This is a genomic window from Arthrobacter pigmenti (genome assembly GCF_011927905.1).
Taxonomy (GTDB): Bacteria; Actinomycetota; Actinomycetes; order Actinomycetales; family Micrococcaceae; genus Arthrobacter_D; species Arthrobacter_D pigmenti.
The window spans coordinates 2,922,734-2,944,063 of record NZ_JAATJL010000001.1 but is presented as its reverse complement, the minus strand read 5'-3'; the positions used below and the strand labels follow the sequence as shown (position 1 = coordinate 2,944,063).

Sequence of the window (21,330 nt, the reverse complement as noted above, 5' to 3'; positions counted from 1 at the left end):
GGGCGGAGAGGTCAGGTACTGCCAGAAGCGTAGGCTCGTGAGTTGCATCACGTAAACCATTGAATGGCGATACACTTCATCACTTCACCAGATGAAGAAATTCAGCCGAACTGGATCCATGTGGTCTTCGGTGCGGTGTAGTTGTCGAAGGCGTACAGGGACAGGTCGCGCCCGAAACCGGACTGCTTAAAGCCGCCGAACGGCGTGGTGTTGCCCAGTGCGTCGACGGTGTTCACGGACACCGTGCCGGCCAGCAGATCCCCCGCTACCCGGTGCGCACGCGACAGGTCCGACGTCCAAACAGACGCCGCCAGGCCGTAGTCCGTTGCGTTCGCGAGGGACACCGCCTCAGACTCCGTGTCGAAGGCATGCAGCACCGCCACCGGCCCGAAGATTTCGTCTCGGTGGACGTCATGGTCCGCAGGCAGGCCGCCCAACAGTGTCGGCTCCAGGTAAGCGTCCGAGCCTCGAATCTCACGGCGCTCGCCACCGAAAAGCACCTCACCCTCGGTGCGTCCGCGCACAATCCAGCGTTCGACGTCGTCGGTGTGGGCGCCGCTGATCAGCGATCCGTTCCCTTCGAGGCCGGCGAGCGGATCCGCGGTTCTGTACTCTGCCGCTGCCTTGGCGAGCAGTGCGGCGAACTCATCGTGCACTTCACGCTGAACCAGGATGCGCGAGTTCGCCGAGCAGACCTGTCCCTGGTTGTAGAACGCGCCGAACGCCGCTTTCGCGGCCGCGGTTGCAAGGTCAGCGGTATCGGCGAAGACAACGTTGGAACTCTTGCCGCCGGCCTCCAGGCTGAGCCGCTTCAGATTGCTCTTACCGGACGCCTCGAGCAGCGTCCGTGACACGGCAGTGGACCCGGTGAACGCGAGCGCGTCGACGTCCATGTGGTGCGCCAGCGCGGCACCCACTTCCCGACCGGTGCCCGTGATGATGTTCAGCACTCCATCGGGCAGGCCAGCCTCAGTGGCCAGTTCGGCAACCCGTAGGACGCTGAGTGAGGTCTGCTCGGCCGGCTTGAGCACCATGGTGTTTCCGGCGGCAAGAGCCGGGGCAATCTTCCAGATTGCAATCTCCAGCGGATAATTCCAAGGCACGACGGCGGCCACCACCCCCAAAGGTTCCCGTGTCACCAGTGCTGTGGCGCCGGGAGGAACTGCCGGCAGCTCGCCGCTCTGCTTGTCGGCCGCCTCGGCGTACCAGCGCAGCGTGGAGATAGCGCCGGGAACGTCGACCGTCGTCGTCTGCAGGATCGGCTTGCCGCTGTCCAGGGTTTCCAGCAGGGCCAGCTCGTCGGCGTGCTGTTCCATCAGCACCGCGACCGCGAGCAGCGTCTCCTTGCGCTGAGCCGCGCCACTGCGCGACCACGACGGGAAGGCACGCCGGGCAGCGGCAACCGCACTATCGACGTCGGCACCCCGGCAGGCGGCGAGGTCCGCCAGTGTGCGGCCGTCAATCGGGCTTATGGTTGGCCGGGTGAGCTGGTCGCCGGCTGACGCACGGCGTCCGTTGATAAAGGCGCGGCCGTCGATGGCCAGCGCCTCGGCGCGGCTGTGCCAGTCGGTGGAGAAGGTGGTGCTGGTGCTCATGATGCTCCTCGGGCTCTAGGAAATAGCGTGGGTGGTGGGCAGTGGCTGTGCTGCCGTGCGGACGTGTACGGGGAGGCTGTGTCGACCGACGCGCAGGGCAGTGGAGGCCAATATCAGGCACAGAAGCTCGACTCCGAGGAGAGCGAGCATCGCGCCGTCGTGGGCTGATTCGGCACCCTGCGCAGTGCCGTGGTGGGACCCCGCCGACGGCATGGCGAGAACGGCGAGGTGAATCAGGATCATGACAACGCCCATGCCCAGCAGGTGCTCCGCCGCGCGCGAGGTGCAGCGTCGTCGGCCAACCAACGGGGCGGCGCAGGCAAGGCACGCGACAGCCATCGCCGCCATCCACCAGGCCATGCCACCTGCCGGTTCGGAAGCTGCTGCGCCGGCATGCGCAGTGGTGCTCACAACCACTGCGGTGCTGACAAGGCCAACCTGAATCCGGCCGGCTGGCGGGCGCAGGGTTGGCGGGCGCACGGAGCGCCACTGAGTGAGCGGATGCATTTCCCTCCTGACTTGTCGGCTGCCCGAACTGCGGGCTTTACGACCGGCACGTGATGTGCGTAACATCAAAAAGTTGGTTGAACAGTTGTACCACCAAAACTCGACTTTCAGGAAGTGCCATGACCCAACAGATATCCGCTCCGGCTGCGCGGACGCAGCATCCGCTGGAGCAGCTCACTGCCGAGGAAATCCGCGAAGCCCGGTGCATCCTCGCCGGCGCAGGCCTCGTTGAAGAGACCACCCGCTTCGCCTACCTGGGCCTGATCGATCCGCCGAAGTCCGCCCTGCATGGAGCCGACGACATCGACCGGACCGTCCGCGTCATGCTCTGGGACGCAGCGCTGTCGCGCTCGCTGGATGTTCGTCTGTCGTTGACCCGCCATGAAGTGCTCGACCGGCGCGAGTTGAATCCCGCCGTCGACGGCCAACTGCCGGTACTCTTCGAAGAATTCGAGATCATCGAGGAGATCCTCGCCAAGGATCCGCAGTGGATGGCCGCGCTGGCCTCCCGCGGGCTCACGCCGGCGCAGGTCCGGGTGGCGCCGCTGTCTGCAGGCGTCTTCGAGTACGAGAACGAGACCGGCAAGCGGCTCCTGCGCGGCCTCGGTTTCCGGCAGGACCACGCAAGCGACCACGCGTGGGCGCACCCGATCGACGGCCTCGTGGCGTTTGTCGACGTCGAGAAGCGCCGGGTGGATCACCTGATCGACGACGGCCCGGTGGACGTTCCCGCGGTCAACGGTAACTACACCGAGGCCGCGATCCACGGCGAACACCGCACGGACCTCAAGCCGATCGAAATCACGCAGCCCGAGGGGCCCAGCTTCACACTTGAGGGCAACCACCTGTCGTGGGCCGGTTGGGACCTGCGCGTCGGCTTCGATGCCCGGGAAGGCCTGGTCCTCCAGCAGCTCCACTTCACTCACGAAGGACGACGGCGCCCGCTGATCCACCGCGCATCGATCTCCGAAATGGTGGTCCCGTACGGTGACCCCTCGCCGTACCGGAACTGGCAGAACTACTTCGACTCCGGCGAATACCTGGTGGGCCGCGACGCCAACTCGCTCAAGCTCGGCTGTGACTGCCTGGGCGAAATCACCTACCTCTCGCCGATCGTCGCCGACGACTTCGGCAACCCGCGCACCATCGACAACGGCATCTGCATCCACGAGGAAGACGCCGGGATCCTGTGGAAGCACACGGACGAGTGGGCAGGCTCCAACGAGGTCCGCCGCAACCGCCGCCTCGTGGTCTCCTTCTTCACCACCGTCGGCAACTACGACTACGGCTTCTACTGGTACCTCTACCTCGACGGCACCATCGAGTTCGAGGCCAAGGCAACCGGCATCGTCTTCACCGCTGCCCTGCCGGACAAGGACTACCCCTACGCCTCGGAAATCGCCCCGGGACTCGGAGCTCCGTACCACCAGCACCTCTTCAGTGCCCGCCTGGACATGATGGTCGACGGCGACACGAACCGCGTCGAGGAACTCGACCTCGTGCGCCTGCCCAAGGGTGACGGCAACCCGCACGGCAACGCCTTCACCCTGAAGCGCACGCTGCTGGCCCGCGAATCCGATGCGGTCCGCGATGCCGACGGCACCAAGGGCCGCGTGTGGCACATCAGCAACCCTCAGTCGCTGAACCACCTCGGTCACCCGGTGGGCTACACCCTCTACCCGGAGGGCGGCCCGACGCTGGCCATGGCGGATGATTCCTCGATCGCTTCACGCGCGGCTTTCGCCCGCCGCCACCTCTGGGTCACGCAGCATGCCGAGGATGAGCTCTACGCCGCCGGCGACTTCGTGAACCAGCACCCCGGCGGTGCCGGCCTTCCGGCGTATGTCGCGCAGGACCGCGACCTCGACGGGCAGGACCTCGTCGTGTGGCACTCCTTCGGGCTGACCCACTTCCCGCGGCCCGAGGACTGGCCGATCATGCCCGTCGACACCACCGGTTTCACACTGAAGCCGCACGGATTCTTCGACGCCAACCCCACACTGAACGTGCCGCCGTCGTCGTCGGGCCACTGTGCTTCCGGAAGTGCAGCGGCAAGCGGTGCCGCGGGCACCGCCGTCGGGCATTCTGAAGCGGGCGGCTGCCACTAGCGCCAGTACCATCGCGGGGATGCGTTCCCCGCGATGGTACTGTGCACACGTTCGGGCGATGGGACCCGCAGAACCGAAGGAGTGAGCGTCATGCCCCGCTTGGTGGACCACCAGGAGCGACGCCGTTCGATCATCGAGACCACCTGGCGGCTGATCGCCGAGCAGGGGATCGAGAACGCGAGCATGCGGGATATTGCCCGGGAGTGCGGCTACGCGGCGCCGGGCGTCCTGGCCCACTATTTTCCGAATAAGGATGCGTTGTTGCTGGCGTCGTACCAGCTGATCTGTGAGCGGACCAACGAGCGGATCGACGCCGGCACCCGTGGCCGCCGTGGTCTTGCGGCGCTCCGCGGGCTGTGCCTGGAGATCATTCCTGCGGATCCGTTGACCGTGGTCGAGGCCCGGGTGGCGATTTCGTTCTGGCAGCGTGCGCAGACGGAGGAGTCGCTGCGTGCCGTTGGCCGCGATGCGCTGCTGCACTGGCGCAGCCTGATGATGGGCTTTCTTGCGGAAGCAGAGCACGACGGCGAATGCCCGCCTCTGCCGGACCCGGACTTCGTTGCGGATGAGCTTTTGAACATCATGATGGGGCTGCACGTCACGTCGATGCTTGACCCGTATGCGGTTACGGGTTCGCGGCAGCGGCACATGATGGAGCGGGCGCTGGCGCGGCTTTCGGCCGGACAGACTGCGGGTGTGGGTTAGGCCATTTCCTTCGTCTGTTTTGTCCCAGGCTGTTTTGGCTTCCCTGCCGCCGCGCGCTGCTGGCGCACGCTCTGCGCTACGGCGCGCATGCGGGCCGTCGGACGCTGTGTCCTCAGCCGGGCCAGCACGATGCTCAGCTCCGGCACTTTGTCCTTGATTACGACGGCGGCGACGTGGCCGCCGTCGTAGGTCAATCCGTGCTGCGGGCGCTGGTGCAGGATCGAGTAGCCGTGGCCGTTGGCTACGAAGGTGCGCACTGTCTCGTAGCTGGCGGAGCGGAACTGGACGTCGGGTTCGAAGCCGGCGCTGCGCAGGATGGAGAGCATGAGCTCGCGGCTGTGCGGGAGGTCGAGCAGGACGAACGGCTCCTCGGCGACCTCGGAGAGCGAGACCTCCTTGCGTGATGCGAGCCTGTGCTCCGGTGGGAGGGCCAGATACGGGCGGACGCTGTCGACGGCGGTGACCGCGATGCCTTCGGGCAGGCCGAGATCGTAGCAGAGGGCGAGGTCGGCCTGGCCGGTGAGGAGGGCGGCGGAGCAGCCGGTGGCGTCGGCTTCGGTGACCTCGAGTTCCAGCTGCGGGTGGTCCGTGCGGAGCCGCCCCAGGAGCCCGGGGAGCATGAAGGGCGCCAGGGTGCTGAAGCAAACCAGACGAATGCGGCCCTCGATGCTGCTCTGCTCGCCCTTGGCGTGATCGAGGGCTTCTTCGAGGTGCGCGAGGACGGCCTGTGCATCGCGGAGGAACAGCTCGCCCGCGGGGGTGAGCAGCAGGCCCTTGGAGCGCTGGCGGATGAAGAACTGCGAGCCGACGCTCTTCTCCAGCTGGGAGACAGCGGCCGACACGGCGGACTGCGCGACGTTCAGCCGAAGGGCCGCTCCGGTCATGGACTGCTGGGCGGCGGCCTCGACGAAGTAGCGCAGCTGGGTGAGCGTGACATCCATGCGGGATAGCCTACTCCTTCAACACTTCTACTGATGCAACACGTCGGAAATGACTGTTAGACAGATTCAAGATGCCGGAGGAAGGTGGAATCAGAACCCACCTGCTCAGCGGTGGTGACCATGTAACGGCAACGCAGTGGAGAGGCAGCAGCCCAGTGAAGCACCAGCGCATTCGCACCTTCAACACGAAGGAAACCTACCCCGAGCAGAATCTGGACAATGACCTGTGCCAGGCGGTCGTCGCGAACGGGGTTGTCTATCTTCGCGGCCAGATTGGGCAGGACCTGGAGACCCGGGAGTCCGTTGGGATCGGCGACGTTGAGGCGCAGGCCGAGAAGGCCATGGCCAACATCGACATGCTGCTGAAAGAAGCCGGCAGCAGCCTTGAGGACATCGTCAAGGTCACCGTGTACCTGGTCGATCCGCGCTACCGCGAGACCGTGTACCGCACCATGGGCCGCTGGTTGAAGGGTGTATATCCCGTGTCGACCGGGATCGTGGTGCAGGCGCTCGCCCGGCCCGAGTGGCTGGTCGAGATCGACGCGACTGCTGTGCTTTCGACGCCGGAGGGGCAGAAGTGACCTTCAGCATCGCCGCCACCGACGGGGAAGGCCGGTTCGGTCTAGCAGTGTCTTCCTCCTCACCCGCTGTTGCGGCGCGGTGTGCGCACCTGCGCGACGGCGTCGGTGTCGTGAGTTCGCAGAACATCACCGATCCGCGGCTCGGTGGCGCAATTCTCGACCGCATGCAGGCGGGAGCCTCCGCACAGGAGGCGCTCGACGCCGTCGTTCGCGATGCTCCTGCCGTCGACTTCCGGCAGCTTGTTGTGCTGGATGCTTCGGGTGGGTCTGCTGTTTTCAGCGGTGCGCATACCCTTGGCACGTACGGCGAGGGGCGCGGGCCGAACTGTGTGGCGGCCGGTAACATGCTGGCGAGCGCCGACGTCGCGCAGGCTCTGTGCGACGGGTTTGAGGCCGCGACGGGCGAGCTGGAAGAGCGACTTCTCGCCGCGATGAGAGCTGCGGAAGTGGCCGGGGGAGAAGCAGGGCCCGTGATGTCGGCGGGCCTGTCCGTGGTCTCCGGTCACGGCTGGCGGGACACTGACCTGAGGGTGGACTGGCACGAGGATCCGATTGCCGAACTCGAGCGGCTGCTCGAGGTGTGGCTGCCGCAGCGCGAGGACTACGTAATTCGGGGGCTCGACCCGGCGGCGTCAGTCGGCTACGGAGTGCCCGGCGATGACCGCTGAGCAAACTGTTGAGGTAGGCCAGCGGAAGCGCGTTCTGGAGAGCGTTTCCTCCGACCACCCGCGGCTGATTGTGCTCTCGGAACAGCTGCACGCGAACCCGGAACTGGGATGGCAGGAACATCAGGCGGCTGCGTGGACCGCGGAGTACCTGACGAGCCTCGGTTTCGAGGTGGAGAAGGAGTACCTCGGGTTCGCAACGGCAATCCGCGCTGTCTTTGGTACAGGTAGCCGACGGGTTGGGCTGATGGCGGAGTACGATGCACTTCCCGGCCTCGGCCACGCCTGCGGGCACAACATCATCACCGCAATCTCGTGTGGCGCAGCTGCTGCGCTCGCCGAGTTCGCCGACGAGCGCGATCTCACCGTCGAGGTGTACGGGACGCCGGCCGAGGAAGGCGGAGGCGGCAAGATCGAGCTGCTGAAGCGCGGCGCATTCCAGGGGCTGGACCTGGCCATGATGGCTCATCCCAGTCCCGTGGACTCGGCCGATGCCCGGCCCTACGCCGTCGCGCACAGCCACATCGAATTCCAGGGGAAGTCGGCGCACGCGGCCGCATATCCGGAGATGGGCGTCAACGCGAACGATGCATTCGTCGTCGCGCAGGTTGCACTCGGCCTGCTGCGGCAGCAGTTGCCGTCCGGCACTCGGGTGCATGGCATCCAGACCCGCGGGGGAGAGGCGCCGAACGCCATCCCCGAGAAGACGGAGGGCCGCTGGTACGTCCGTGCCGAAACGTTGGCGGACCTCGAAGGGCTGGAGGAGCGCGTGTATCGGTGTTTCGAGGCCGGAGCCCTGGCTTCCGGGTGCGAGCTGTCGATCACTCCGGAGTCCGAACCATACTCCGAGTTCCAGACCGACCAACGAGCCCTCGCGCTCTATGTTCAGCATGCCGAGTCGCTGGGCCGTGACTTCAACGTGCCGCCGGAGCAGGCAACTATGAACCGGGCTTCCACCGACATGGGCAACGTGTCGCAGGTGGTTCCGGCCATCCATCCCTATATAGGTCTGGGCTGCTTCCCTGCGGCCAATCACCAGCCCAGTTTCGAAGCGCACTGTGTCGGTGAGGCAGCGAATCAGGCAATTTACGACGGCGCTGCCGCCTTGGCGCTGACCGCCTTGGACTACCTGGCGTAGCCCGTCTCTCTACTGAGGAAGATTCATGACAAGCCAAGAGTCAACGTCGACCGGCAATTTTCGGTTTGAGCGGGACAGCCTCGGGGAGCGGGAAGTTCCCGCCGATGCGTATTGGGGTATCAGCACCTTGCGGGCTGTGGAGAATTTCCCGATCAGCGGACGCACGATCGGCAGTATGCGGTCGATGCTGTGGGGCTTCGGTGCCATCAAGGCAGCCGCTGCTCGTACCAACGAGAGGCTGGACCTGTTGGAGCCGGAGCGGTCGAAGGCCATCCAGGCGGCATCCCGTGAGGTGATGGACGGGCTGCTGGATGACCATTTCGTTGTCGATCGTATTCAGGGTGGGGCTGGGACCAGCACCAACATGAACGTCAATGAGGTGGTGGCGAACCGCGGCCTGGAGCTAATGGGCCGGGCCAAAGGGGAATACCCGGCGCTGCATCCGATAGACGATGTGAATCGCAGCCAGTCGACCAACGACACCTACCCGACGGCCATCAAGATCGCCCTGCAGCGCGAGTTAATGATCCTCTGCGACGAGCACGAGCGGCTCAGCGACGCGTTCGCGGCGAAGGCTGAGGAGTTCGCAGACATCATTAAGGTTGGGCGAACCCAACTGCAGGACGCTGTGCCGATGACCCTGGGTCAGGAGTTCGGGGCCTTCGCGGAAACCCTTCGTGAGGACCGGAAGCGCCTGCTTGAGTTGTTGCCGCATCTGCGGGAGTCCAACCTTGGCGCCACCGCCATTGGAACCGGAATCACCGCACCACCTGCCTACCGTGAAGCCGTGATCGTGGAACTCAATGAGCTGACCGGAATGCAGCTCATCTCCGCTACCGACCTGGTGGAGGCCACCAGCGACACCGGTGTGTTCATGTTGGTATCGGGCGTCCTTAAGCGGGCTGCGGTGAAGCTGTCGAAGATCTGCAACGACCTGCGGCTGTTGTCCTCGGGTCCGCAGACCGGTTTCGGCGAGATTTTCCTCCCCGCCGTTCAGGCAGGATCGTCCATCATGCCGGGAAAGGTCAACCCTGTTATCCCGGAGATGGTGAATCAAGTGGCTTTCAGGGTGGTAGGTGCGGACGCGACAGTGACGATGGCTGTGGAGGCGGGGCAGCTTCAGCTCAATGCCTTCGAACCAGTCATTGCCGACGCACTGCTCGAATCTCTCGACTGGCTTACCGCGGCATGCCGCCAACTGCGCACCCACTGTGTGGAAGGAATCCGGGCGAACACGGCGGTCCTGCAACAGCGCATGCTCGAGTCGATCAGCGTTGTCACCGGCCTTGCGCCGTTGATCGGTTATGCGGCAGCAGCTGACCTCGCGAAGGAAGCACTCGCCAGCAATCGGACCATCGCATCCCTGGCGGTGGAGCGTGGCCTGTTGGACGAACAGCGCCTATCCCTCGCGCTGTCGCCGAGCAGCCTGGCGGGGTTGGGCTAGGAGTCTTAGTCGTGTGAGGCGGCGCCGTCTTCGGCTAGAGCGACGCGAATCTCCTCGGGTGACAGGCGGCGCTCGTCCAGGCCGCTGGGCGCCTGGTGCTGATCGGTGCGGCTGCCCGTTGCACATCTGAATTTTCGATGCTCTTCAGTTTATATAAGTGTTAGACAGATCAAGACGCATGGTCTGAAATTGGTTAGGACCAAGGTGACCCGGATCACGCCTTCGCCAGGCGCTCCAGCCGGATTCCCAACTCACACCCCACCTCGTAGGAGGAACCATGGTGAACATTCATGCACAGGAACGGGTCGATCAGAAGGGCTTGCGCAAGAGCGTCACGGCCGGCTCGATCGGTGTTTTTGTCCACTGGTTCGAGTGGGCAATCTACGCCTATCTCGCCTCAACGATCGCTGTAATCTTCTTCCCCGAGCAGGATGCCACCGCGGCCTTGCTTTCGGTGTTCGCGGTCTTCGCGATCTCCTTCGGTGTCCGCCCACTCGGGGCGCTGCTTTTCGGCACGCTGGGTGATCGGATCGGAAGGAAGAAAACCCTCTCAATTGTCATTCTCTCCATGTCGGCGGCCACACTGGTTGTCGGCCTCCTGCCTACCTACGACGCCATCGGCATCTGGGCACCGGTCCTCCTGATTGCGGCACGCGTTGTGCAGGGCCTCGCGGCCGGAGGTGAGTTCGGAAGCGCCGCAGCGTTCCTGGCCGAATACTCACCGCGCAAGCGGCGCGGATTTGGTGTCAGCTGGCTGGAGTTTGGCAGCCTCCTGGGCTTCCTGGCTGCTTCCCTGGTGGTCTTCCTGCTGACGTCGGTCCTCTCTGAGGAAGCCATCCTGGCAGGTGGTTGGCGTATTCCGTTTCTGATCGCTGTCCCGCTTGGAATCGTAGGCTTCTACATCCGAACCAAGATTGAGGACACCCCCGAGTTCCTCTCCCTCGAACAGCTCAATAATGTTCCCCAAAGTCCCGTCAAGGAGGTCTTCAAGCGGAACCGCAAGCAGCTGCTGCAGATGAGCGGGCTGGAGATCATGATGCACGTAACGTTCTACGTGGTACTTGTCTACCTCCTTACCTACCAGGAAGTTGTGCTGGGATTTGACGCCGGCACTGCCGCACTTCTGTCGACCGTCGCGTCAATTGCTGGCTTGATTCTGGTTCCCATCTGCGGGGCTGCATCGGATCGCTACGGACGTCGTCCTGTGCTGATCATCGCGGCTGTCTCACTGATCGTCCTGGCAGTCCCTCTCTTCCTGGTGATGGGGTCGGGTGCCGCGTGGGCCGGAGTCGTCGGAACGCTCGGACTCGGAATCATCCTGGCGATCATCCTCGGTGTGCATGCTGCCGCAGCCGCTGAACTGTTCCCGACTCGTACTCGTCAGACCGGACTGTCCCTGGCCTACAGCGTCACAGCGGCCATCTTCGCGGGCACCGTTCCGTACTTCTTGACCTGGCTTATAGCCGAGACCGGAAACACCCTGATGCCCGCCTTCTACCTGGTGATCGTCGGCATCATCGGGTTGGTTGCGGTGCTGAGCATGAAGGAAACCAAGGGCATCGACCTGCTTCAGGGTGATGATCTGGCCTCGGTGAAGCAGTAACCCAGTCGGCGTCTGAAGGAGGGTCGCATTGTCCGTGAGCTTGACTGCGGACGGGTGGCCCTCCTTTTCATTTGCCACCAATAGCCGGTCACCGGTGGCTTCATGGCATGCGTGTCTGAACTGCCCCTAATCTGGCCTCGGTAGAGCAACCTCGGCGTGTTCTAAGAGATTCGAAATCTCGTCCAAAGCATCGGCGACGCTCTGGACTGCTCGCCTCGGAGCTTCCTGGGAAGAGTTCCAGCGCTGATGGTGTTCTTCACGCAGGAGAGCCACCAGCGAGATGGCAGTAGCTGCAACGGCGACCCAGAATGCAGCATCCATGATCACACCACAGGGCGAAAGCCCGCCCTGACCACGCCGAAACGCCGGCGGACCTCGAAGGGCTGGAGGGGCGCGTGTACCGGTGTTTCGAAGCCGGCGCTCTGGCATCTGGCTGCGAGCTGTCGATCACGCCGGAGTCTGAACCGTACTCCGATCTCCGGACTGATCAGCGATCCCTCGAGCTGTACGTCCAGCACGCCGAGTCGCTGGGGCGGAACTTCAACGCGCTGCCGGAGCAGGGATCATGAACCCTGCCTCCACCGAGATGGGCAACTTGTCGCAGGTGGTTCCGGCCATTCACCCCTATATAGGTCTGGGTTGCTTCCCGGCGGCAAACACCAGCCCAGCTTCGCGGCCCACTGTGTCGGTGGGGCAGCGAACCACGCAATCTACGACGGCGCTGCCGCCTTGGCGCTCACCACGCTGGACTATCTGAGCAAGCTCGCTTCCACCACCCACTCAGAAAGAAAGCATGAACAGTCAAGAGCCAATGTCGACTGGCAAGGTTTTGCTGGAACGAGACATGCAGCCTAGGGGAGCGGAAAGTTCCTGCCAGAGCGTACTGGGGCATCAGTACCCTGTTTGCAGCCGAGAACTTCCCGCTAAGTGGACGAACGATCGGCAGCATGCGGTCGCAGTTGTGGGGCTTTGGTGCAATCAAGGCTACAGCTGCTCGAACGAACGAGAAGCTGGGTTTGCTGGAGTCGGCGCGCTCGACGGCCATCCGGGCGGCGTCTTTGGAGGTGATGGACGGACTGCTCGATGAGCACTTTGTTGTGGATCGCATCCAAGGTGGTGCCGGAACCAGCACCAATTTGAACGTGAATGAGATCGTTGCAAACCGCGGGCTAGAACTGGTGGGTGAGACCAAGGGCGACTATGCGGCCCCGCATCCTGCAGCGTGAGCGAGCCAGTCGTCGCGAACGCCCTTCCTGAGTCTCTCGAATGGCTCACAGCGGCGTGCCGTCCACTCCGCACCCACTGCGTCGACGGCATCCGAGCAACGCGATGGATAAGAGGGAGTAATCTCGATTATCGGCGACGGAGAACGAGCTTGCCGATCAGTTCCACACCGTAGTACAGGACAAGCCCCATCACAGTCAGCACGATGAGATCCGCGAACAGCAGGTCAGTGCGAAGGTTGCCCTGCGTGACGATCAGCAAGTAACCGAGACCGGAGTTGCTGCCGACGAACTCCCCAACAATGGCGCCCACGATCGCGAATGCGATCGCGAGTTGCAACCCGGTGATGATGTGAGGGAGCGCGGTCGGGAAACGCAGATAGCGAAACTCCTGCCACTTGGTCGCACGCATGGACTGCAAAAGGTGACGCGAACCGTCGCTTACCGAATTTAAACCCTGTGTGGCGTTAACGACCACTGGGAAAAAGGCCATAACGAAAGCGATCAGCGATGCGGTCACCATTCCAGTACCGATCCACACGACTGCGAGCGGAGCGATGGCAACCTTCGGTATCACCTGCGAACCGACGAGGATCGGGTATAGCGCGCGCCCAACCGACGGCGACGCAACCATGATGACTGCCAGCAAGATTCCGACGACCGCGCTGAGTGCGAAACCGATCAGGGTTTCGACCAAAGTCACCGCAGAATGCCTCCACAGCAGCTCGGCATTCTCGAGGCCAGACTCCGCCACCGAAATAGGAGACGGAAGCAGGAACGCGGGAATGTCAAAGATGCGCACTGCGGCATCCCAGAGCACGAGCAATCCAATCAACATAATGGCCGGGGCGACCCCCGGCGCAGCAGCCAGCCTGCGCACCGTAATTCTTTGGTGTGATTCCGAACTTGTGGTCTGTACTGCGGACGTCGGCGTATGTGACATGTTCTAACAACCTTTGATTTAAGAGTTCGTGTGCTGCCGGTCTTTGAGGACTCCCAACCGCTCGAAAACCTTCGTGACGTCGCCCACGTGCTCGACGAACTTTGCGCTCTCGCGAACGTGGAGCCCTCGCGGCTTAGGCAAGGCGATATCGATCTCCGCTGTTATTCGGCCCGGGCGTGCAGACATCACGAATACGCGGTCGGAAAGAAACACCGCTTCGCTGATGGAGTGGGTCACGAACAGTACGGTCATACCGAGACGGCTGGCCATTTCGGCGAGGTCCACTGACATCTGATCGCGGGTCATCGCATCCAGCGCGGCAAAGGGCTCATCCATGAGAAGCAGCCTCGGACCGTGCAGCAGCGCTCGGCAGATTCCTACACGCTGCCTCATTCCGCCGGACAGTTGTTTAGGATACTTGTTCTCGAACCCGGTGAGCCCCACTTGGTCGATCAAATCCATGGCACGCTCACGCATTTGCGGGGAGTTTATGCGTCGCACGTTCGACTGGAGAAGGATATTCTCAAGTACGGTGCGCCATGGCATGAGAAGATCATCCTGAAAAACGATGCCCAGATCGGGGTGAGGCTCAATTACAAGGTCATCATCGATAATCACCTCACCGGACGTCGTCGGCTCCAGGCCCGCGACCAGCCGGAGAAGAGTTGACTTGCCGCACCCGCTCGGGCCGAGAAGGGAGACGAACTCGCCCGGGGACACCTCGGCAGAGATATCCTCCAAAGCCGTGACTACGGACTTTCGAGCTTCATATTCTCGGCGGACGTTTCGGCACTGAATCCCGACTGCCCTCTTTGACAGGGATGAGCTGGCGGCGGAAGTAGACATTAGTTGGCAGCCTCCACCAGTTCGTTGGTGAACATGTCCGAAACAGCAACATCGCCCTCGGCGCCGCCGTAAGTCTTCAGCACACTGACCGTGTTCTCCCAAACTTCTGGGTCGTTACTCGCCCAGGTTTCACTCTCAGGATCGAAGACCAAATCGAGCCACTCAATCAACTCAGCAACGCAGCCCTCTTGCGTCAGTGCTCCTTCTGAACGTGCGACTGTCAGATCACAGGCGGCCTCCGGGTCGGCCATGGTCTCTGCGAGCGCTTTGCGGTATGCAGCAAGGAAGCCGGTAATCTCTTCGGGATCGCTGTCTATGAAGGCCTTGCTTGCAATGAATCCGTGGTCGAGAACGTCAAGCCCGGCGTCCGAGTACAGCAGGCCATGCGGTGCTTCGCCCTGCGTTTTGAGCTGGGCCGTGTAGTAGTAGACCTGACCGCTGATGGCGTCGACGTCGCCGGTGATCAAGGATGCAAGTTTGCCGTTGGCAGGTAGGTTGACGATGGTCACGTCGGACTCGTCGATATCGTTGGCTTCCAGGAATGCGGGTATCAGGGTAGAGTCCGAGCCGCCTGGCGTACTGCCAATGCGAAGTCCACGAACATCTGCAGGGGATTCGAGCGTGGTTCCCTCAAGTACGGTGAGACCAGTCGCATTCTTTTCCTGCACCGTGGCGACAGCCTGGATTGGCACTTCGGCCAGCATCGAGACGGACGCTGTCGAAAGATCGACCCACCCAATGTCAGCCTGGTCGGTTCCCACCGCGAGGACGCCGTCCTTCGAACCAGCGGTGAGGTTGAAGTCTACCTTCAGTCCCTCCTCTGCGAAGTATCCCTTGTCATCGGCGAGGACTAACGGGGAGTGATAACCGACGTAACTGGTCCAGTCGAGCGCGAGACGCACGGCCGTTGTATTGCCCTCACTGGCACTTTCCCCATTGTCTGCTGCGCATCCTCCGAGCAGTAGAGGGACTAGGGCCAGCGAAACGAGGCCGGCTTTGTTTACGGGTGAATATGACGACTTTGACATTGCGCTCTCTCCTAGTGGTAGTGACGGCAGTTGCGCGTACCTTCCACTGCTGCTATAGCTCAAATTCTGGGACAGTGGACCAGAATGGCTCAAATGCTAGCCCCCGCTGAATACGGAAGTCAATAGGTATGGTCCGAGCGTTGATGCGGGACATGCACTCTTGGAACCTGGTCGCCTCCGCGTCGCCTCGGATCAGTCAGTAGGCCCTCTGGCCCCGCCAGGCTCGTCGTGGGGCGAGAGGTGGTCAGGTGGATTCTCGGCGAATTGTGACCGCTCTTCTCATTGTTGTCTGCGGGAGTCCCGGACTGCTTCCACCGCAGCCGGAGCTAGTGACGGTCCGGCCGCTGCAAACGCTCCGATATCAAGCGGGAAGCCGCGGGGCACGCAGAGGTGGCGAGTGCGCGCAAAGCAATCCGGGGTTATTGGAGGGGGGTATGCATGAGCTGGTGCCTGTTTCACCAGCGTCTCCGAAGCAATCGACGCCCGTAGTGCTCACGCCATTATGCCCGCGAGAGGTGACGCCTTGACTTTGTCAAACCGTCAAATTAGAGTCGACTCATCAATCTGGTCCACTGTCCCAGATATCCGGTTCACGTTCGTAGCGATGCCTCGGCTCGCTGTCGAGCACTAGAGATTTGGTTTTCAAATGCTGCTTATCGACGCTTTACAATTCAGCAAGCCATCACGCGAGCGGTTTGAAGAATGGCGTGCGGGGAATCTGTCCGCAGTCCATGTCACTACGGCTATCTGGGAAAACTCCACAGAGACGATGCGCGAAATCGGGCGCTGGCACCGTCTGTTCGAAGAGCATTCAGACATCATTTCCCCCGCTCGCACGGTCGCCGACATCGAGGACGCTGCGGCTTCCGGACGCACTGCCGTAATACTGGGATTTCAGAACTCCACCCCGTTTGAGAGTGACCTCGATCTTGTCGGGGCCTTCCGTGAAGCGGGGGTGCGTATCGCCCAACTCACGTACAACACGCAGAACTCGGCCGGGGCGGGATGCTGGGAGGACGACAACGCAGGCCTCTCCCGTACCTACGGCAAGAACCTCATTAAGGAAATGAACGATGTCGGCATGATGGTCGATGTCTCACATTGCAACGAGCGAACCATTCTGGAGACTTTTGAGGCTTCAGAGAAGCCGGTCGCGATTACCCACGCAAACCCTATCGACGTCGTGGGGATGGATGTCGAGCTTCCATTCCGCAACAAGTCCACTCAAGTGCTCAAGGAAATGGCGGTGCAGGGTGGCGTCATCGGTCTCAGCATGTACCCACGCATTGCTCCCAAGGGAGAAGACTGCACGATCGATGACTTCATCGACATGATCAAGTGGACGGTCGACCTCGTCGGGATCGAGCATGTCGCCTTCGGTTCAGACTTTTACATGGGGCACGCTGACGAGGAGATCTTGTGGTGGCGCCAGGGTCGCTGGAGCCGGTCCTCGATGGTGCCTGTCTCCGGCTTCGTCGAGTTCCCCGAATGGTTCGACTCTTCGCGCGGCTATCCCCTCATGCTTGAGCGGATGGCGCAGGCCGGATTCGCCGAGCGGGAGGTCGCCGCAATCGCCGGCGGTAACTGGTCCCGCATCTTCGCCCAGAACTTCGGTTCCTAGGCACCACCAGCCTCAAGCGAAAGAGGAGTCATGGAATTTCTTGTCAATATACGAATCAATCTCCCACACGACATGCCGGAGGCCGAGCACGACAATCTAGTCGTAACCGAACGAGCCATGGCAGCCGAGCGGGCAAAGTCCGGCAACCTCCTGCGTATGTGGCGGGTACCCGGCCGCCGCGAGAACTGGGGGCTATGGAATGCGAAAGACTCCACGGAACTGCATGAGATTCTCTCGGCGCTGCCGGTCTGGCCTTGGATGGACCTCACGGTCCACCCGCTTGCCGTCCACCCGGTCGATCCCGCCAACCAGCATCAGTAGCATCGCGAATCCAAAGCCGAACCCATTCGAGGTGGCTGCCATCTCAGTAAGGACACAGTGGATATGAATGTCTTGGAAAGCCTGATCTCCGGTCGATGGGAGAGCGCCGCGCCCGGCGGCGACGTGCTGGAACGCAGCTCGCCGTTCGCGCCGGGCGCCGTGGAGTTCGTCATACCCGACGTCTCGACGGACCAGCTCGATAAAACGATAGCCACGGCCCATCATGCGCAAGCCGAGTGGTGCGCCATGTCAGTTGTTGAGCAGGCTGACGCATTGAGGAGTGCGGCCGCGGCGATGAGGGCCAACGTTGAACCCCTAGCCTCCGTTCTGGTAGCTGAAGTCGGAAAGACCAAGTCTGAAGCGATCGGCGAGATTCAGAACGCCGCACGTGTATTCGAGTTTCACTCTGGCTCGGTGATGCGGGAGCGCGGGGTCGTGGTGAAATCTGCTCGAGCACATACTCACGTCATGGTTGAGTGGGAGCCGGTCGGCGTGGTGGGAGCGATCACTCCGTGGAATTTCCCGGTCAACCTCACCGCAGTCAAGATGGCTCCGGCGCTGGCTGCGGGAAATGCATTCGTCATCAAGCCGTCGTCGGAGGCGGCGGCTACGACGACGGCACTCATTCGCCTGGTGGCACCGCTCTTCCCTAGCGGTTTGCTCAGCATAGTAAACGGAGGTGGAACTGTCGGTCGTGCCGTAGTTGACCACTCCGGCATCGACGCCATCACCTTCACTGGTTCCACTGCTGTCGGACGCCAGGTCGCCGCGACCGCCGCTGCACGCGGCGTACCGTTCCAGTGTGAGATGGGCGGACGCAACAGCATCGTCATTATGGAAAGCGCCGATCTCGATGTCGCGGTTCCTGCAGCTGTCGCCAGTGCGTACCGCATGGCCGGTCAGAAGTGCACGGCTGCCAGCTCCCTCGTTGTCGACGAGTCCATCGTCGAGGATGTTATCGAACGCATAACCGCGGAACTGGCGACCGACAGTATGGTTCTAGGCGATCCCCGCGAGGCCTCGACGGTCATAGGCCCACTGATAAGTACAACGGCTGTCGACCACGTGACCAAAGCGGTTGAGGAGGCGGTGGCCGCCGGGGCGACCCTATGTTGGCCACCCGACGGCAAGCTGACCGTCGATGAACTAGAAGGTTCGTTCATACGGCCGGTGCTCATCACCGGCACGACCCCGGATATGGATATCGCGAGAGAAGAAGTTTTTGGTCCGGTGCTCACCATCGTGCCCGTTGCCTCTGTGGTTGAGGCGAGTGAGGCGGTAAATGCGGCCGGCTACGGCCTAGTGTCGTCCATCTTCACAAAGGACCTCGCAGAGGCGATGACGTTCAGCGGCCTGGCCAAAGCAGGCACCGTCCTGGTGAATCAGCCGACAACCGGTCTCGACTTCCATATCCAATTCGGCGGTTGGGGACTGTCCGGTCAGGGTCCAACAGAGCAGTCTGACAGCGCTTTACGCGCCTATATGCGACCGAAAACGCGATACCTCTCCTGGACTGATCCGACTACCCTGACTGGAGGTAAGTGAGATGACTACCTCTGCCACCCCAAGCGAGGCAACAACCTCAAACGGTTTGTATCACAATGAGACCGTCCAGGTCGTGGATCAGGCGCTGGTCGTCTTGAAGGATGTCTGCGGCAGCTCCGAACCGCGCGGGGTTCGCGAGCTCAGCCGCGACCTTGGTTACAGCAAGAGCACGGTGCAGCGCATTCTCTCCTCCCTGTTCGTGGCTGGCCTGGTGAGCGTGGACGAAGCGTCGCGGAAGTACACCGTCGGGCCGGCTGCTCTAACGCTCGCCTGGCAATACACCACTAGCAGCAACTTGGTGAGTGCGGCGGCCGGGATTGCCGAGGCTCTCGCGGTGAAAACCGGCGAGACAGTCAGCGTGTCAACGTTGACGGACAACAAGCGCGTCACGGTCTATGAGGCGGAGAGCCCACACCAGTTGAGGTTGAGCACGGGCGTTGGTCGTCCGCACTCCTTGCTCGCAGGTGCCACCAGCCGCGTGTTGCTCAGTCTTCTTACCCCCGAGGAACGCAAGCTCGCCATCGAGCGCGCAATCTCCGAGGGCGTCGCAGAGGGTCGCCATCAGGTGGAACCCGCTGAGCTTGAGGAGCGGGTGCAAGTTGCCGCGGTCGAGCGAATGGCCATAAGCCACGGTGAATGGATCGATGGGGCAGTCGGGTTGTCGGTTCCCATCGGTCGGCACGGCGATGACCTTGCCGCCCTCAGCATTTATGGCCCCGCAATTCGGATTTCCGAAGAAACAGTTAGCGAGTTCATCACCGCACTGTCGGAGGCCGCAAAGACCATACAAATGGCCTGGCGCGGCTAACAGGGCACGAAGACTCTTATCCCCTCAAAGACAACAGCTCAGGAAGTGAATAACAATGATTTTAGGTTGGCGTGCAAAGATTGGCCAGATTCGACCGGCTACGGCAATTGAGGGCGCTGAAGAGTGGCGTTCTGTCGCACCGACGGGTGTCGCGTTCGCAGATGCCCGGACAATCGTTCCGAAGGTGGACAGCGACGGGCTGAAGGTCATGATGTCGCAGGTCGTGGAGGCTTCCCGTCAGCTCGCGAGCTCGAAGGTGGACCTGATCGTGCAGTGTGGCGCACCGGGTACCTTCCTCGAAGGGCCTGCGGCCGACAAACGGATCAAGGATGCCATCTTTGCTGAGACAGCAGTTCCTGCAATCACCATGCAGGAGTCGGCGGTCGAGGCGCTCAAGGCGGTTGGGGCTAAGACAGTTGCCATTGGCACCATCTATACCGACGAGGTAAACGAGGCACTGGCCGGATATATGGAGGAACTCGGGTTTAAGGTCGCAGCGCTCGAGGGGCTGCAGATGACTGATCCGTATGAGGCCAGCCTGCACAACGCAGACAGCGCCTACAAGCTGGGCCGTTCAGTATACAAAAAATCGGGTAACGCCGATGCCATCCTCATCAGCTGCGGCACGTACCGCACTTTTGAGACGCTGCCCTACCTTGAGATGGATACCGGCGCCGACGTGATTAGCAGCAATCAATCCACGTTGTGGCATGCGCTGCGCACCTTAGGGCTAAAGGACGTCATACCGAATCTGGGCCGCCTGTGGACAGCTGCCTGACTGGGGATGCAATAGCAAGCCAATAAAAGCAAGGTAATGGGAAGGGCGACGATGCCACTCGCGGACCAAGCAGCGCCGAAGTTTCGGCAGTTGCGGATGAAGTCCCTGCCACGCATGGGTTCGTCGGCGCACGCCGCCGGATTCATCATCGTGGGCGTGATCGTGCTTTGTGCGATCTTCGCCGACGTTATCTCCCCGCATAACCCGGCCTTTGCGGATCCGTTCAATAAGTTCCTGCCGATGTTCAGCCCTTGCCACCCGTTGGGTACTGATGAATTGGGTCGTGACTTGCTGAGCCGTCTTATCCACGGCGGTCGGTTCGCCTTGTTTGTGGCTGTGGTGCCGACCTTGATCGCCTTGGTCGTCGGCGGGCTCATCGGGTTGCTTTCCGGTTACGTCGGCGGCTTCTTGGACTCCTTCATTATGCGCGTCTTCGATGTCATGTTCTCGTTTCCGGGGATCCTGCTGGCACTCGGCATCAGTGCTGCGCTCGGTGCGGGCACACAGTCGATGCTCATCGCGATGGTGGTCGTTACAGTTCCGGAGTTTGGTCGCGTTCTGCGAGGCACTGTGCTGAGCGTGAAGGAGGAGCCATACATCGAGTCTGCCCTCACCCTCGGTATCGGTCATTGGCGGATAGCGATTCGCCACGTCGTACCAAACATCCTGAGCCCCATCACGGTGCTCGCGGCCATGCAAACCGGTAACAACGTGATTCTGGCGGCCTCGCTCAGCTTCCTCGGCCTCGGCGCCCAGCCGCCAACGGCCGACTGGGGGTCAATGCTCGGAGGCGGTCGAGGGGCCATGATCTCGGCACCGCATGTCGCAACGCTTTCGGGTCTGGCCATTGTCATCCTCGCAATCGGTTTCAACCTCATTGGTGATGCAGTGCGCGACCGTCTCGACCCGAACATGCAGAAAGGAAGCTGA

At 62.2% G+C, this 21,330-nt stretch carries 21 protein-coding genes and 1 pseudogene; 15 read left to right on the top strand and 7 right to left on the bottom strand.

Annotated elements, in window-relative coordinates; all coding sequences use genetic code 11:
* Positions 1–101: 101 nt before the first annotated feature.
* Complete coding sequence (locus BJ994_RS13740) at positions 102–1,598, bottom strand: aldehyde dehydrogenase family protein (protein ID WP_342450452.1); 1,497 nt, start codon at positions 1,596–1,598, stop codon at positions 102–104.
* 12 nt (positions 1,599–1,610) lie between these two features.
* Positions 1,611–2,102, bottom strand: coding sequence for a hypothetical protein (locus BJ994_RS13735; protein WP_167994933.1), 492 nt, complete (start codon positions 2,100–2,102; stop codon positions 1,611–1,613).
* Between the two features lie 119 nt (positions 2,103–2,221).
* Here BJ994_RS13735 and BJ994_RS13730 point away from each other — a divergent pair, with 119 nt between their 5' ends.
* Entirely contained in the window at positions 2,222–4,210 is a 1,989-nt protein-coding gene (locus BJ994_RS13730) for a primary-amine oxidase (RefSeq protein WP_167994931.1), read from the top strand.
* A gap of 90 nt (positions 4,211–4,300) precedes the next feature.
* Positions 4,301–4,915, top strand: a complete 615-nt coding sequence (locus BJ994_RS13725) for a TetR/AcrR family transcriptional regulator (protein WP_167994929.1) — start codon at positions 4,301–4,303, stop codon at positions 4,913–4,915.
* On the opposite strand, the gene BJ994_RS13720 is transcribed toward BJ994_RS13725, so the two are convergent.
* Positions 4,912–5,856, bottom strand: coding sequence for a LysR substrate-binding domain-containing protein (locus BJ994_RS13720; RefSeq protein ID WP_167994927.1), 945 nt, complete (start codon positions 5,854–5,856; stop codon positions 4,912–4,914). The two genes, BJ994_RS13725 and BJ994_RS13720, sit on opposite strands and share 4 nt — an antisense overlap.
* A 155-nt stretch (positions 5,857–6,011) precedes the next feature.
* On the opposite strand from BJ994_RS13720, the gene BJ994_RS13715 reads away from it, so the two are divergent.
* From BJ994_RS13715 to BJ994_RS13685, 7 genes are all read left to right on the top strand, one after another.
* The gene (locus tag BJ994_RS13715; RefSeq protein ID WP_167994925.1) at positions 6,012–6,437 is read left to right on the top strand and encodes a Rid family hydrolase; all 426 of its coding nucleotides are present in this window, start codon (positions 6,012–6,014) and stop codon (positions 6,435–6,437) included.
* Entirely contained in the window at positions 6,434–7,105 is a 672-nt protein-coding gene (locus BJ994_RS13710; protein ID WP_167994923.1) for a DUF1028 domain-containing protein, read from the top strand. The genes BJ994_RS13715 and BJ994_RS13710 overlap by 4 nt, the downstream gene beginning before the upstream one ends.
* The gene (locus tag BJ994_RS13705; RefSeq protein WP_167994921.1) at positions 7,095–8,240 is read left to right on the top strand and encodes a M20 family metallopeptidase; all 1,146 of its coding nucleotides are present in this window, start codon (positions 7,095–7,097) and stop codon (positions 8,238–8,240) included. Before BJ994_RS13710 ends, BJ994_RS13705 begins: the two co-directional genes overlap by 11 nt.
* Before the next feature lie 25 nt (positions 8,241–8,265).
* The gene (locus BJ994_RS13700) at positions 8,266–9,684 is read left to right on the top strand and encodes an aspartate ammonia-lyase (protein ID WP_167994919.1); all 1,419 of its coding nucleotides are present in this window, start codon (positions 8,266–8,268) and stop codon (positions 9,682–9,684) included.
* A gap of 277 nt (positions 9,685–9,961) precedes the next feature.
* Positions 9,962–11,287, top strand: coding sequence for an MFS transporter (locus BJ994_RS13695; protein WP_167994917.1), 1,326 nt, complete (start codon positions 9,962–9,964; stop codon positions 11,285–11,287).
* A gap of 395 nt (positions 11,288–11,682) precedes the next feature.
* Entirely contained in the window at positions 11,683–11,856 is a 174-nt protein-coding gene (locus BJ994_RS18215; RefSeq protein ID WP_245192300.1) for a hypothetical protein, read from the top strand.
* A 249-nt stretch (positions 11,857–12,105) separates the two neighbouring features.
* Positions 12,106–12,513 carry a lyase family protein gene (locus BJ994_RS13685; protein ID WP_167996028.1) on the top strand — a complete coding sequence of 136 codons (408 nt, stop codon included), beginning with the start codon at positions 12,106–12,108 and terminating at the stop codon, positions 12,511–12,513.
* Between the two features lie 127 nt (positions 12,514–12,640).
* Here BJ994_RS13685 and BJ994_RS13680 read toward each other — a convergent pair whose 3' ends face one another.
* The 4 genes and pseudogenes from BJ994_RS13680 to BJ994_RS13670 form a co-directional block, all read right to left on the bottom strand.
* Positions 12,641–13,390 carry an ABC transporter permease subunit gene (locus BJ994_RS13680; protein WP_209066867.1) on the bottom strand — a complete coding sequence of 250 codons (750 nt, stop codon included), beginning with the start codon at positions 13,388–13,390 and terminating at the stop codon, positions 12,641–12,643.
* Between the two features lie 81 nt (positions 13,391–13,471).
* The gene (locus BJ994_RS18210; protein WP_245192661.1) at positions 13,472–13,789 is read right to left on the bottom strand and encodes a hypothetical protein; all 318 of its coding nucleotides are present in this window, start codon (positions 13,787–13,789) and stop codon (positions 13,472–13,474) included.
* A gap of 42 nt (positions 13,790–13,831) precedes the next feature.
* Positions 13,832–14,299 (bottom strand): annotated as a pseudogene (locus tag BJ994_RS18205) (ABC transporter ATP-binding protein); the annotation flags it as partial.
* Positions 14,299–15,327, bottom strand: coding sequence for an ABC transporter substrate-binding protein (locus tag BJ994_RS13670; RefSeq protein ID WP_167994914.1), 1,029 nt, complete (start codon positions 15,325–15,327; stop codon positions 14,299–14,301). The gene BJ994_RS13670 and the pseudogene BJ994_RS18205, both read right to left, overlap by 1 nt.
* Before the next feature lie 646 nt (positions 15,328–15,973).
* On the opposite strand from BJ994_RS13670, the gene BJ994_RS13665 reads away from it, so the two are divergent.
* The 6 genes from BJ994_RS13665 (at position 15,974) to BJ994_RS13640 (ending at position 21,330) form a co-directional block, all read left to right on the top strand.
* Positions 15,974–16,948, top strand: a complete 975-nt coding sequence (locus BJ994_RS13665) for a dipeptidase (RefSeq protein WP_209066865.1) — start codon at positions 15,974–15,976, stop codon at positions 16,946–16,948.
* 30 nt (positions 16,949–16,978) lie between these two features.
* On the top strand, positions 16,979–17,269 hold the full coding sequence (locus BJ994_RS13660; protein WP_167994913.1) for a muconolactone Delta-isomerase: 291 nt from the start codon (positions 16,979–16,981) through the stop codon (positions 17,267–17,269).
* A 63-nt stretch (positions 17,270–17,332) separates the two neighbouring features.
* On the top strand, positions 17,333–18,814 hold the full coding sequence (locus BJ994_RS13655) for an aldehyde dehydrogenase family protein (RefSeq protein ID WP_167994912.1): 1,482 nt from the start codon (positions 17,333–17,335) through the stop codon (positions 18,812–18,814).
* 1 nt (position 18,815) lies between these two features.
* The gene (locus BJ994_RS13650; protein WP_167994911.1) at positions 18,816–19,622 is read left to right on the top strand and encodes an IclR family transcriptional regulator; all 807 of its coding nucleotides are present in this window, start codon (positions 18,816–18,818) and stop codon (positions 19,620–19,622) included.
* 55 nt (positions 19,623–19,677) lie between these two features.
* Entirely contained in the window at positions 19,678–20,400 is a 723-nt protein-coding gene (locus BJ994_RS13645) for a maleate cis-trans isomerase family protein (RefSeq protein WP_167994910.1), read from the top strand.
* A 51-nt stretch (positions 20,401–20,451) separates the two neighbouring features.
* Positions 20,452–21,330: an ABC transporter permease gene (locus tag BJ994_RS13640; protein ID WP_209066862.1), complete on the top strand. Its 879-nt coding sequence runs from the start codon at positions 20,452–20,454 to the stop codon at positions 21,328–21,330.